Below are 14,323 nucleotides of genomic sequence, written 5' to 3' on the forward strand. Positions count from 1 at the left end.
ATTGATCAGACCAAAATAAAGTGGCTATTTGCCTTTATTGCTTTAACTCCGCCCACACTCTATCGTAAATAACCGTTGCTTCTCCTACATCCTTCATATATGTGCCTTTCTTTGCCTCTTCTGCTGGAATATCAATTTCTTTTTGAATATCTTCAGGCAAGAGCTTTACGGCTTCTGTATTTGGATTGGCATACGGATAATCCATTACTACCTCTTTGCTTACTTCTGGGCGAAGAATGTAATCAATAAATTTCAAGGCGTTCTCTTTATGCTTCGCTCCTTTTGGGATAACAAAGTTGTCCTGCCACAAACTTAAAAATTCTTCCGGATATATTTTTTCTATCGCCTTATTTTCTCGAATAGCGAGGCTCGCCTCAGCTCCGTAGACAATGCCGCCTTTCACTTCTCCGCTCGCCAATAGTGCTTTGGCGTTATCGCTATCAAACACTTTAATATTCGGCTTTAATTTCTCGAGCCATTTTCCAGCCTCTTCTATTTCTTTTTCATCTGTACTGTTTGGGGAATAACCTAGAACAGCCAGGGCGGCTCCAATGACTGTACGCGGGTCATCCAACATGACAAGACTATTTTTAAATTGCGGGTCCAGCAAATCTTTAATAGAAGTCACCTTTTTATCTACGAGCTCTGTATTCATGACGATCAGTTCCTCTCCCCATAAATAAGGGACGGAATACTTGTCATCGGGATCTGCATCCTTTCCTAAAAACTCTTTTCCAATATTTTTAATGTTAGGGATTTTCTCTTTATCTACTTCTTCAACAAGCCCTTCCTTTATAAGCACGTCAACATAATAAAGCGAGGCAACGGCCAAATCATACTGGCCTTGACCGGTATTTAATTTAGCAAACATCTCCTCATTGGAAGAGTAAGTCCCGTAATTGACTTTAATCCCTGTTTCTTTTTCAAAATCTTTAATAACTTTTTTCGGTAAATATTCGGCCCAGTTAAAGACGTTGAGCACTTTTTCGTCTGAGCTGTCAGTTGCTTCACTTCCACAGCCTCCCACAACGAGAGAAGTTAATAGCAGCAACACAAGCAGTAAACGACCCTTCTTTCTCGCTTTCACATTCCATTCCCCCCGATTCAGTAATTTTCCTTATAATCAACCACTCTTATCTTTTTTTCGTTTGTAACCTTTGAGCCACAATAACAAAGGTAAGAGTGACAACAAGCATTAAAGTCGATAAAGCATTAATTTCCGGCGTTACCCCGTGGCGGACCATCGAGAAAATTTGCAGCGGCAGCGTGGTGCTATCTGGGCCAGCCACAAAAAAGCTGACAATAACATCATCAATTGAAATGGTAAATGCCAGCATGGCACTTGCCGCAATAGCCGGGCCTAAAAGCGGAAAAGTAATTAAACGAAATGTCTGCCATTCGTTTGCTCCTAAATCTTTGGATGCTTCTTCGATGGATTGGTCGAACCCTTTTAACCTTGCATTAATGACAACCACTACAAATGGGATCGAGAAAGTTACATGCGCCACAAGCAGCGTGCCCATTCCTAATGGGATTTGTACCATCGAAAAGAACGCTAATAATGCAATGCCCATGACTATTTCAGACATTACAAGAGGAACATAGAGCATGGCATCTATTATTCCTTTTCCTCTAAATTGATATCGGTACATCCCTACAGCTACCAACGTTCCTAACATAGTGGAAATAGCAGTGGAGAAAAATCCGACGGTGAGGCTGATCTTCGCTGCTTCTAAAATGCTGGTATTGGTCCATAGCTTGGCATACCACTCAAATGTGAATCCTTTCCAAACTGCGTTGAGCTTAGAATCATTAAATGAGTAAGCAACTAATATAACAATAGGGACATACAGGAATGAGTATATAAACGCGGCATAAGCAACAGAAGGCAAACGAGTAAGTTTGCTCATATTACAACAACTCCGTATCATCAGTTTTTCCGCCAGATACTTTCAAATAGAAGAGGATCATCACCAAGGTGAGAACCATTAAAATAATCGAGGCTGCTGAACCAAATGGCCAGTCTCTAGCAGTAAGAAATTGATTTTTAATTAGGTTGCCAATGATCATCGTCTTAGCTCCGCCCATTAAATCCGAGATAAAAAACAGCCCTAAAGTTGGGATAAAGACAAGCAGAGAGGCGGCAACTACTCCGGGAAAGGTAAGCGGCAAAGTGACGTTTAAAAATGTTTGCCATGGCCTCCCTCCAAGATCGCTCGACGCCTCCAGAAATGTTCGATCCAGCTTTTCAATAGAAGCGTATAAAGGTAAAACGGCAAAAGGAAACAATGTGTATACAAAACCAATCAAAGTTGCTCCACTGTTATAAAGCAAAGTAAGCGGCTCAGCAATCAGTCCAATTTTTAATAAAAGAGTGTTGATAACGCCCTCTGTTCTTAACAAAACGATCCATGCGTACGTACGGATTAAAGAATTCGTCCAGAAAGGAACAATAACAAGCAATAGCAGCAAGGTCCGGTATTTAACAGGTGACTTGGCGATTATATAAGCAAATGGATAGCCGAAGACAACACAGATGAAGGTAGTCGCCGCTGCCATAACAATAGAGACAACAATAATTCGAAGATACAGAGGTTCAAAGAACCGAGCGTAATTCTCAAGAGTAAATGTATACTCAATTCCTCCGTAAGTCCCTCTTGACATCACACTGACAATGAGTATGAAAAAGAGCGGTACAAATAAAAACAACAGCAGCCAAATCGTAACGGGGGAAAGTGTCCAAATCGCAGCAAAGTTAATTTTTTTTTTCGAGGTTTTAACTTTGGGCTTGATAGGAAGATCGGTAGCAATAGTCACATTTTCTTTTTTCAATCGTTCTCACCTGCTTTTCCGTAAATTTTAATGAGGGGCTGTTCCCGGCAGATACACACTCTGCTCTCCAGCCCCATCCATGTATAAAAGTATTTACATATCGAAAAATACGACAGAATATTCAGTTAATTAAGCGTTTGTTAGCTCTTTATTCTTTGCTTTATAGATCGGTGCCGTCTTCTCGATGATGTCCCAATTCATCCCTCTGGCCTTTATTTTTTCTAAGATAGGAGTGGGTTCAATTAACTCGGGCGGGATGCAACCTGTTTGATTCATCAAGCCGGCTGCCATCATATCAACTGCTGCCACTGGCGGAACCCCCGTCTGCCAAACCGTTGCCTGAAACCCGCTTTGTTCATATACCTCGTCATGGTTAGCCATCGTATAGATGAACAATTCCTTCTTCTTCCCGCCTTTTGTTCCTGTTACAAGAGCGCCAATTGCTGAGTACCCATGGATTTTGCCGGCTAAGTCTGCTGGCTTAGGCATGGTTTTCACCACTACATCGATGGGTGCAACGGTTGCTCCTTTCACATTAATTTCTTCCCTGCTATCCAGCCCCAGATAGCTTAGAACTTGAAGCGTGTTTACAAAGTCTGGATGAAGAGCATATTTAAAATCAACATATTTACAGCCTTTTTGCTTGCCGATTGTATCTCCAATCGTTACCGGTTCTTCATGTTCTACGTTGTAACAATCCATCCAACCGACTGGCTCGGGAAACTCAAATTCATCTTTATTAGCAAACGGTGTCGAATAATATTGAATTCCCTCTTTGTCTGTCCAGTAATTTGGCTTTGCCAAGCATTCCTCAATTGCCGTTTGCGGACTAAAGTAAGCACAAAATCCGTCATAATCAACCTTTGAATTGTCCCCATCCCGAATGGAAATGGACTCTACTGTATCTAATTCATCAACGCCGTAACGAGCGGCGATATTTGCAAATCCAGGGTCACAGCCCAGTCCCATAATTCCCAATATTCCAGCTTGCTTGAAACGATCATTCCATGATAATTGCTCTTTCAAGCCGGCTGGGCTGGCTGCAGCCATATCTATATAATTGGTTTTAGTGTTTAGACAGGCTTCCATCACAACAAGGTTGTTATCTGGAAGTCCTGAGTGAATAACAACATCTACATCTTGAAAGGAGGCTTCGACTTCCTTTAAGTTACTTGCATTTACTTGCTTAACAATAATTTCAGCGTTGGTTTTTTTGCCGTACTCCTTTGCAAGCTCACCTGCATGATCTGTAACAATATCAGCTAATACTAATTTCTTAAGATAATCTGATTTAACTAATTCCGACGCTACCACCTGTCCAACTCCGCCTACTCCCATAACAATCGCTCTCATGAATATTCCTCTCCCTTTTGGTATTTAATGAAATACAAGTATTTGCCCAACAGATACATCTCTGCATTTACATAGTTTTCCGATTTTCCCACCTCCTTTAAAGCTGCTAGGACGTTAGCAATACAGCATCCTGCGGATGCCAGCCAACATAGAATTGCTCTCCTGTCGCCATTGCTTTTCTGCTTTCTTCTGTCTCATTAACCGTTACATGCTGTCCATTCGGCAGTGCAAAGATTAATTTCGTCACCGAACCAACATAAATCTTTTCTTGAAACAGGCCCTTTATAACCGTCATTTCTTTTTCCGGAGCAGCAAGGACTTTAATCTTCTCAGGACGAACCGCCACATAGGCTTCATCTGATATATGGCTGCTGAATTCGTGACAAACTTTCATTTCGTGGCTGTCGCAGTTAAGAAAGACATATTGATCGTCCGCTCGGACTATAGTGCCTTGGAATAGATTCGTTTCACCGATAAAATCTGCAATAAATCTAGTCTTCGGACGTTCATAAATTTCAGTCGGTGAACCAACTTGCTCAATAACTCCCTCATTCATGATGATAATTCGGTCTGACATCGTTAATGCTTCTTCTTGATCATGGGTAACGTAAACGAATGTAATTTGAAGTTCTTGCTGAAGATGTTTTAACTCTACCTGCATCTGTTTTCTCAACTTTAAATCAAGCGCTCCTAACGGCTCATCAAGCAGCAGCACCTTCGGGTTATTCACTAAAGCCCGTGCAATAGCGACCCGTTGCTTTTGGCCGCCGCTCAGCTGATCAGGCTTTCTTGAAGCGAACTTTTCCAGCTGTACGAGCTTAAGTATTTTCTCTACCCGTTCTTTAATTTCATTTTTAGGTACTTTCTTCATGCGCAGCCCGTACGCAATGTTATTGAATACATTCATATGAGGGAAGAGAGCATAGTTCTGGAAAACGGTATTTACATCTCGTTTATATGGCTCCACGTGATTGACCATCTGTCCATTCACCCATACCTCACCCTCTGATGGCTGCTCAAATCCCGCAATCATCCTCAAGGTTGTGGTTTTCCCACAGCCTGAAGGCCCAAGCAGCGTGAGAAACTCTCCAGGCTTTACAGAAATGTTAATATCTTCTGCAGCGACAAAATCTTTAAATCTTTTCGCTACCCTTTTCAATTCAACCATGGGCACACTCAAGTTATCCCCTCCCATTCCTCTTTTTGAAAGTGGTCAATCCGCGAACCACCCTGTCGGCTCTACCTTTAATGTATTAATAATTTGTTTCACTTCTGTATACTCATCAAATCCGTAGGTTCCAAGCTCTCTTCCAATCCCGCTCTCTTTATAACCGCCCCAAGGCCCCTCTACTAAATTTTGTTCATACGTATTAATCCACGTCACTCCCGCTCGGATATATTTGGCCATTCGTTCTGCTTTCGCCGTATTTGATGTGAAAATCCCTGCTGCTAGTCCATAAGGAGAGTCATTGGCGATTTCAAGCGCTTCTTCTTCTGTATCAAATGGAATCACACAAAGAACTGGGCCAAAGATTTCTTCCCGGGCAATTGTCGCTTGCGGATCCACATCGATAAAGATGGTCGGCTCAATAAAGTAGCCATATTCACGGCCTTGGTCAAGCAAGCGGCGGCCTCCGCAGAGGAGTGTTGCTTTTTCCTGCTTACCTACTGCAATATATCTTTCTATCTTTTCCATGTGCTGCTTACTGATAACTGGCCCCATCTGTGAAGAAGGATCGGCTCCGTTGCCTACACGGATTTTCTTAGTCGCCTCAGCTAAATCACTAGTAAAGCGATCATAGATTTTCCTTTCAACTAACAGCCGCGAGCCTGCCGAACACACTTGTCCCGAGTTGTTAAAAATAGCGAAGGCCGCATAATCTAAAGCGCTTTCATAATCAGCGTCAGCAAAAATGATATTTGGAGATTTCCCCCCTAATTCAAGCGATACTTTTTTTAAGTTTCCTACTGCTTCCTTCATAATCCTCTTTCCAGTGACAGTGCCGCCTGTAAAAGCGATCTTATCAACGAGAGAGCTAGTAACTAACGGCTGCCCCGCATCCGGACCTGTGCCGTTTATTAAATTGACCACTCCTTTTGGAAAATCAATTTCATCAATTAGTTCAAAGAGACGGATAGCTGTTAATGGTGTTAATTCTGAGGGTTTTAAAATACATGTATTGCCTGCTGCTAGTGCTGGTGCCAGCTTCCAGGCAGCCATAAGAAGAGGATAATTCCATGGGATGATTTGGCCGCACACGCCGATTGGTTCTCTTACTACACGCGAAACGAGAGGCTCGCCTGTCTCGAAGGTCTCACCTGATGGCTTCGTCGCTAATCCTGCGTAATAACGAAACGTTTTTGCTGCCTCCGCAACATCTGCTTGTGCTTCTCTCAAAGTTTTTCCATTGTTAGCTGTTTCGATTTCGGCCAGTTCTTCCTGATGTTCTTCAATTTTTGCTGCCAATTCCATGAGCATGTTCGCCCGCTCGTGAGCTGACATGGTACGCCACTGGCCTTTATCAAATGCGGATCGTGCTGCGTGTATGGCTCTTTCTGCATCTTGCGCGTTAGCAGAGGCTACTTTAGCAAGCTCTTCACCTGTAGCCGGATTAATAACAGACAGGATCTCCTTGCTAATTGGCTCAATCCATTCACCGTTTATATAGAATTTCTGTAGATTTGTGGCATCTGTCCACTCACCAATTACTGATAACTTTTCTGCCTGGCTCATTCACTATCTATCTCCTTCTTCTTTATTTGAACAGGGCCTTCCACAGCCCTGTTATTAACTAGTTACAGCCGTTTTTTTTGCCAGATTGGCTACATGTTTGTCAATCGCACCAATAACCGTATCAATCTGCTCATACGTAATAACAGCAGGCGGCTCAATGCGGATCACCGTAGCATTATTCAATGTCCCTCCTACGAGGATTTGATCGTTAAATAATCGTTTGGCCAGCTCAAAGCCAATCTCATTCGTGGCGAACTCCATGCCAATTAACAATCCCTTTCCGCGCACGGCGACCATGACTTCCGGATAACTCTTTTGGATTTCAGCTAACTTCTCCACAATATAATCGCCTTTTTCTTTCGCTTGCTCGACGATATTTTCTTCTAGTATCGTTTTGATTCCCGCAATGGCTCCTGCACAACAGAGCGGGTTTCCGCCAAATGTGGAGGAACCGAGCAAGAAAGGATTTTCCTCCATCTTTTCCCATAAATGAGGGCGGGCAACCATAGCAGTGATCGGCATGACTCCGCCGCCGAACGCTTTGCCGAGTGTCATGATATCCGGAACCACATTCCAATGATCTATACCAAACAAAGTTCCTGTTCTGCCCATGCCAGTTTGTATCTCATCAACGATCAGGACACAGTTATGCTCGTCGCAAATTTCTCTTAATTTTGGAAAATAATCAGCGGATGGAATGTTAATGCCGCCTTCTCCCTGGATCGGCTCAACAATAATCCCCGCCACTTTCTCTCCAGTCGCTTCAAGCTGGTTAATCATGTTCTCCATAGCATCGGCATCGCCGAACGGCACGTGGTGGAATCCAGGGACGAGCGGTAAATATGGCTCTCTGAATACTGCCTTTCCTGACGAAGATAGAGCCCCAAATGTTTTGCCGTGGAACCCATTTACAGTGGAAATAAAATGAGTTTTTCCTGTGGCGAGCCGCGCCAGTTTAAGTGCCATTTCATTAGCCTCGGCGCCTGAATTCGTGAAGTAAGTATACTGCATATCCCCCGGTGTAATAGCAGCTACAAGCTTAGATAAATATCCGCGCAGCGGATCAACTAACTCCTGGCTGTGCAAAGCATACCGCTTTAATTGCGCTTCTACTGCTTTTACCACTTTCGGATGACGATGCCCCAGCAAGTAAACGCCATAACCGCCAAGACAGTCGATAAACTCCCGATTCTTCGTGTCACGGAAAATAGCTTTCTCATCTTCCCACTCTACAAATGAAAAGTCGGTAGAAGCCGATTTACGGTGATCAAGAATTGCCTTATTTACAAAGTTAGTAAAGTTATAAATCGAATCTTCAATAATTTGATCTTTCTGCTTCTCACTAAGTGAATCGCTTTCAATTAACTCCAATATCTCAGTCGCTATTTGGAGTGCTTCTTCATTAGATTTCCTCATATTTTTCTTCCTCTCCTTTTATGTGTATAGCTACATTTCTATATAATGCAACTGCTATGCCAACTTCTAAAACAAGTGAAATCAGCATCAAACAGATGTGTCTTTCTCATTTATGAGAAGAGAAATACCCACCTTAAAAAATATTCTGAATATTCGTAGGCTTTTCTTTACCTTTTGCTTTTTTCTCATTTATGAGAAGTTATTATCAAAATTGATAAATTATTTATCAAGCTTACACTAACAATAAAAGCTGTCCGGAAAACCAGCTATTTACTGGCTTTCAGACAGCTATGTTAAAAAGCTTACTCAGAAAATGAATTAGAAAAATTTATCTAAAAGCTGATAATAATATTTCATGACACTAACGATCTTGGCGTGCTGACGGTAAAAAGGAATAGGGGTTAAGGTTGTTTTCTCTAGTGGGTTTTTCCCTTCTTCCAGTTGAAGGACGTTCGCTGCGAGTAGTTTCCCCATCAGCGTTGACATGGCTGCTCCATGGCCTGCATATCCAAAAGCAAAATGAGTCCCATCTTCAAGCTGCCCCATGTACGGGATTTTCTCTCTTGTAAAGCCTACCTTCCCGCTCCATTCATATTCAATACGGGCGGTTTCCAAGTCAGGAAATACCCGGTTCATCCCTTCACGAAGTTGGAAGAATAAGCGTCCAGCATCACGCCGGCTCGTTGTTCTCCCCGACCCGCCAAAGGCAAGACGATGATCAGCTGTTTTTCTAAAGTAATACAGCAAATTTTTCGTGTCGTAGACCCCTCGGTTTTTCTTGATTAATCCTTTTAATGTATCAGGTGGCAGCGGCTCCGTTGCAATCATAATACTTTCAATAGGAATAACAGATCTGCCAATGGCTTCATGGAGGCTTCCTGAGTAAGCATTCGTAACGATCACGATCTGATCCGCTGTGATTTTGCCTTCATTTGTTGTCACGGTTACTTTTCCATTCGGGATTCTGTCAATTTTAAGGGCCTCTGTTTTTTCATAAATTGTCCCTCCCAGCTCTTCCACCCGATTCGCCAGCGCCAGTGCATAGTTAAGCGGATGAAAAATAGCGCTGTTTCTATCAATGCATCCCCCAGCATAAAGCGGAGTATTCAACTCCTGCTGCATCTCCGCTTTTTCGACCACTTGCACTTCATAGCTAAAATCCTTCATCAATCTCTCCTGTTCACGCTTCAGTGTTTCTAAATGTGCTGGTTTATAAGCTGCATGCAGATGCCCCTCACGATAAAAGTGACATTTAATGTTATTTTCCTGAATAATCTCTTCAATAAGATCAATGGAATCCAACGTTAATTGCAGCATTTGCTTTGCTGCTGACAGCCCGTATTTTTTGGTAAGCTGGCTTATAGACAGCACATACCCGGTCAAGATCTGGCCCCCATTTCTTCCACTTGCCCCGCTGCCGACCTTTTCTTTCTCAAGGATAACTGTTTGGCAGTTATTTTTTTGTAAATGATACGCTGTTGATAAACCAGAAAAGCCCCCGCCGATAATCACTACCTCACACGTTCTGTCTCCCTGTAAATTCCCCCTATGTGTTCTCTCTCTTTCCGTCGCTTCCCATAATGATATTTGCTTCACACTTTCTCCGCCCTCCTTCCGCTAGCTCTTCTAGCTACATTTCCACGTATGGACCTTGCGAAGGTTTTCCAACGCAAACAAGCATTTTCTTCTCTGAGAGATTCATAATGATAGAAAAGATAGTTTCCATTCTTCTATGAGGAGGTAGCTTGTCGTTGATAAAATGATTGATTGAATCGGGAAAGTTATATTGATCTGAAAGCCATTGTTTAAAACTGGCTTCCCCCGCTTTTTTATTTTGAGCCGCCTGTCCCCTGATTAACTGTCTTGCCCGGTTCATTCTGACCAGTGAGTCTGTTTCAATGTATTCATTTTTATCTGCTATATGAGATTTAATAAATGAGGAACAAATATGGTTCGTATGAACAACATAGCCATCCACGCTTTCTTCAATATCAATGCCGGCTGGGCTCACTTCTACATTCATAACTATGCCGTTTTGATTTTCTGCTGAACCGATTAAAAAATTAGCAGCGGATGCCATGAGACCTTCATCTATTCTCAAAATAGCTTCTGAATAGGTAAAAGAATTTAATACACTTCTTAGCCCTAAATGTATAGGTATACGATTAGACTTCTTGTCTGTTAGCAAGGCATTTAAACAAACACCCAGCCCAGCGGAATTGCAACCGATCTTTCCAATGATCCCTCCCTCTGTCATCATTTTTATATTTGGCTTTCCTGTCTGCTCAATTTCTACATACAGAAGGCTCTCTGACTGTGCTGATTTCCAATCCCAATTCTGTCCAATGATGACACCCGAAGACATAGGGGGCATGACACCAATTGCTGTGCATCCATCAGAAAATTGGCTGTATTTACCGGATAAAGCTATTTCACTTCGTGTATTTAATGCCAAAATATCCTCAAAATCAACGCCAGCTCCAGCAGCGACTCCTTCCATTTCTTTAATTAAATCATCATCATACTTAGAAATGGCTTCCGCGTGCTTCAAAGCCATCTCCCTCGCTTCATTCCAACGAATTTGACTATAATCATAAAAGAGAGTTTCATAAGTTTCCAAACTTTTCAGCACTTCTCTTTTCCCTTCTGAACCGTGCCCTTTTCCTATTTCTTTATAGGAACCTTTTAAGCGCAATTTTTTTATCATCCCATCACCATTTATTAAATATTCTGATTATTTTCCTCACTTTAGAACAAAGTTTATTAACGAAAAGATAAAGCTCTATACTCGGATAAATTATGGAGTAATTTTGTCTATGTTTCTTACAAGTTCTTCTTTCGCGAGTTCTTCTCTAATCGGAATCCGATCTATCTTAATGTTTAGATAGGCGTATACAATAGCGATCAGTGGACTGATCCAGGCAAGAAAAGCATATGGCGCATACTCAAAAGCGCTAACTCCGAGAACACCGAGCATAAAGACGCCGCATGTCGTCCAAGGAATTAATGGTGAACTCATCGTTCCTGCATCTTCTAATGTTCGTGCTAAGACTTTAGGATGAAGTCCTCTTTTTTTGTATTCCGCTAAGTACATACGACCTGGTATGATGATCGACATGTATTGTTCACATCCGACTGCATTGGCTGAAAAGCATGTGACAACTGTAGTGGCAATTAAGCTGCCCGTTCTCTTTACTTTCCTTACTAATACTTCCACAATTGTTTCAAGAATTTGCGCTTTTTCAAGCACTCCCCCAAAGCTCATGGCAATCAAAACTAAGGCAATCATGCTCATCATATTTTCAATTCCGCCCTGATTCAACAATTCATCTGTAATCGTATTTCCCGTGTCCGCTGTAAATCCAGTGTGCATGGCAGCAATAACATCCTGCATACCTGCTCCCTGTACAAACAAAGCACATAAAGCGCCAACAATGGACCCAATGGTCAGTCCCGGTATGGCAGGGATTTTTAAAACTAATATGACGATAATAAGGAGAGGCGGGATAAGCAAAAATGGAGAAATAACAAACTGGTCTGTAAGGATGTTTTGAATCAATTCTACATCATTCACACGGGAACCCTCGCCAAAATATTTGATGCCAAGAATGCCGTATAGAATGAGAGCGATGATTAATGCCGGCCCTGTCGTATAAATCATATTCCGTATATGTTCAAACAGACCAATTCCCACAACAGCTGGCGCTAAATTAGTCGTTTCCGATAAAGGAGACATTTTATCCCCAAAGTAAACGCCCGAGACAATGGCACCCGCTACCATTGGCAAAGGGATACCTAAGCCTTGTCCGATTCCCATCAATGCAATGCCAACTGTTCCTGCCGCTGACCATGCATTACCGGCTGCCATGCTCACAATACAACAAATGACACAAGCAGCAAGCAAATAATAGGCGGGAGAAATAATTTCTAATCCATAATAAATCATCGTTGGAACGATGCCCCCCGCCAGCCATGTACCCATGAGCGAGCCGATGATCATTAAAATTAATATGGCCTGAAGTGACAACATAATGGTCTTAAAAATACTTTTCTCAATATCTGACCAGCTATGGCCTAATTTTACAGCAATCACCGCAGCGACAATTGTACTAAGAAACAGTGGAATATGTGGATCAGCTTCAAATTTAATGACTGAAATGGATAAAGAAACAATCATAAATAAAACTGGTACTAAAGCTAGCCATATAGATGGCTTTTTTACTTCTCTCCTGGCTTTTTCCTTCATATTTTGACTCCTCTCTCCCCTTATTTTCTCCATCTGCTGTTTTACCAGATCGGCATTTTTCCTCAAAAATAAAACGCTTACAAAATTAATGCAAATTGCATACCAAAAAAACACAGCGCCTCTCTTTAAAAACTTTGCCGATTATTTCTCATTTTTAAGAAGAGAAAACAACCAGCCAACCTATTAGTAGATACTTTTGGTTGTTTTATAGGCTGTTACTAGCAAGAAGCTGCATTTCGCAATTTTTATAATCATTTCTTAATAATGAGAACTCAAGAAGCGATCATGCTCATTCGCTAGCTAATTTCTTTATAACGTATACTCACCGGCAGATTGCTGCAATTTCTTTTTACTCTTATTCTTCTTTACTCCTTATCTACACATCAAAAGAAAGAATGTATCATGCTTTATAAATGAAGAATCCGCGCCTCTTAACCTCCTCTTTCAAACTCCCAGCGCTATATTTTAGGTTTTGTTTCTACCTACATGGTTAGATAGGAAAGCTGCAATTAAAATTTCATCGTCACTCTAAGTGTGTTTTAGCCAGACTTTGTCTATACTCACATTAAGATGAGTTTGTATTTGGATTCACTCTTTGACTGCTCAAGTCACCATCACAGGCCTTTTTCTTTTCCTATGCTAAAATAAAAGATATTCAATTTATGAAAGGCTGATTTAAAATGAATAAATTTGATTCCATAAAACTAACTACTTTGTCTTCAAAAGGCGGCTGTGGATGTAAAATAGGCCCTGCCGACTTGGCTCAGGTTTTGCATACACTGCCGCCTGCTGTATCTGATCCCAATTTGCTTGTTGGACTTGATACGAGCGATGATGCAGGAGTATATCGCTTAAATGATACGACAGCTATCGTTCAGACTGTCGATTTTTTCACACCGATCGTTGACAGGCCCTATGACTTCGGACAAGTGGCGGCTGCCAATGCCATCAGCGACGTGTACGCAATGGGAGGAACACCCATAACAGCATTGAATATCGTTGCCTTTCCTATCGCTACACTAGATAAAGGCATCCTTACTGAAATTTTGCGCGGAGCGGGTGATAAACTACAAGAAGCGGGTGTTACATTGGTAGGCGGTCACTCTATTGATGACAAGGAGCCTAAATTCGGCCTTGCCGTTACAGGAGTCGTTCACCCAGAGAAGGTAAGAACCAATGCTGGAGCAAAGCCAGGAGATCGGCTCATCTTAACAAAACCGATCGGCGTCGGCATCCTAACGACCTCTCTAAAGAAAGATTTATTATCTGAAGAAGAAATCGCACGCGTAACCAAAGTAATGGCTACTCTTAATAAAACAGCCGCTGAAGTAATGGCAGACTATGACGTTCACGCTGCTACTGATGTCACTGGCTTCGGCCTTTTAGGGCATGCTTCGGAAATGGCAAAAGGAAGCGATGTCGGACTGCGAATTTATTCTGATCAAGTTCCTGTACTTCCAAGAGTGAAAGAACTGGCTGAAGCAGGTTCTGTGCCAGGTGGAACAAAAAATAACTTCGAACATGTAAAAGAGATCGTTACTTATCCTGAGTCGCTTGATCAAGTGGATCGTTGGATTTTATGTGATGCTGTAACGTCTGGCGGGCTGTTAATTTCAGTAGCGGGCCATGAAGCGGAGCAGCTTGCTAAGGAGCTTCAAGAGCGAGGCGTAGAGGCGAAAATTATTGGAGAAGTAACGGAAGAAAATAAAGGCCGTATTGTTGTACAACCGCTTAATTAACTA

Annotated in this window: 10 protein-coding genes and 1 pseudogene; 1 reads left to right on the plus strand and 10 read right to left on the minus strand. The window is 42.0% G+C overall.

All coding sequences use genetic code 11. The annotated features are described in order from the left end of the window. Positions 1-34: 34 nt before the first annotated feature. The 10 genes and pseudogenes from MKZ02_RS00095 to nhaC all read right to left on the minus strand — a co-directional run bounded on the left by MKZ02_RS00095 (position 35) and on the right by nhaC (position 12,581). Positions 35-1,087 (minus strand): ABC transporter substrate-binding protein, encoded by a 1,053-nt coding sequence (locus MKZ02_RS00095; RefSeq protein ID WP_340851255.1) that lies wholly within the window; start codon positions 1,085-1,087, stop codon positions 35-37. Between the two features lie 46 nt (positions 1,088-1,133). Next, positions 1,134-1,910: an ABC transporter permease subunit gene (locus MKZ02_RS00100; protein WP_120036154.1), complete on the minus strand. Its 777-nt coding sequence runs from the start codon at positions 1,908-1,910 to the stop codon at positions 1,134-1,136. A 1-nt stretch (position 1,911) separates the two neighbouring features. Continuing rightward, positions 1,912-2,745: an ABC transporter permease gene (locus MKZ02_RS00105; protein WP_259455814.1), complete on the minus strand. Its 834-nt coding sequence runs from the start codon at positions 2,743-2,745 to the stop codon at positions 1,912-1,914. A gap of 216 nt (positions 2,746-2,961) precedes the next feature. After that, a complete protein-coding gene (locus tag MKZ02_RS00110) occupies positions 2,962-4,185 on the minus strand; it encodes a saccharopine dehydrogenase family protein (RefSeq protein WP_120036153.1) in 1,224 nt (407 codons plus the stop codon). 106 nt (positions 4,186-4,291) lie between these two features. Beyond that, the gene (locus MKZ02_RS00115) at positions 4,292-5,380 is read right to left on the minus strand and encodes an ABC transporter ATP-binding protein (RefSeq protein ID WP_406910235.1); all 1,089 of its coding nucleotides are present in this window, start codon (positions 5,378-5,380) and stop codon (positions 4,292-4,294) included. An 18-nt stretch (positions 5,381-5,398) separates the two neighbouring features. Further along, the gene (locus MKZ02_RS00120; RefSeq protein ID WP_340851257.1) at positions 5,399-6,919 is read right to left on the minus strand and encodes an aldehyde dehydrogenase family protein; all 1,521 of its coding nucleotides are present in this window, start codon (positions 6,917-6,919) and stop codon (positions 5,399-5,401) included. Positions 6,920-6,973: 54 nt separating this feature from the next. Next, a pseudogene (locus MKZ02_RS00125) lies at positions 6,974-8,338 on the minus strand (putrescine aminotransferase); the annotation flags it as partial. Positions 8,339-8,653: 315 nt separating this feature from the next. Then, entirely contained in the window at positions 8,654-9,931 is a 1,278-nt protein-coding gene (locus tag MKZ02_RS00130; protein WP_120036150.1) for an NAD(P)/FAD-dependent oxidoreductase, read from the minus strand. A 34-nt stretch (positions 9,932-9,965) separates the two neighbouring features. Next, positions 9,966-11,042 carry a C45 family autoproteolytic acyltransferase/hydolase gene (locus tag MKZ02_RS00135; RefSeq protein WP_120036149.1) on the minus strand — a complete coding sequence of 359 codons (1,077 nt, stop codon included), beginning with the start codon at positions 11,040-11,042 and terminating at the stop codon, positions 9,966-9,968. Positions 11,043-11,132: 90 nt separating this feature from the next. Next, a complete protein-coding gene (gene nhaC, locus MKZ02_RS00140) occupies positions 11,133-12,581 on the minus strand; it encodes a Na+/H+ antiporter NhaC (protein WP_340851259.1) in 1,449 nt (482 codons plus the stop codon). A 680-nt stretch (positions 12,582-13,261) separates the two neighbouring features. Here nhaC and selD point away from each other — a divergent pair. Then, entirely contained in the window at positions 13,262-14,320 is a 1,059-nt protein-coding gene (gene selD, locus MKZ02_RS00145; protein ID WP_120036148.1) for a selenide, water dikinase SelD, read from the plus strand. Positions 14,321-14,323 lie beyond the last annotated feature (3 nt).

Origin of the sequence: Pseudobacillus sp. FSL P4-0506 (assembly GCF_038003025.1) — a bacterium.
Taxonomy (GTDB): domain Bacteria; phylum Bacillota; class Bacilli; order Bacillales; family Domibacillaceae; genus Pseudobacillus.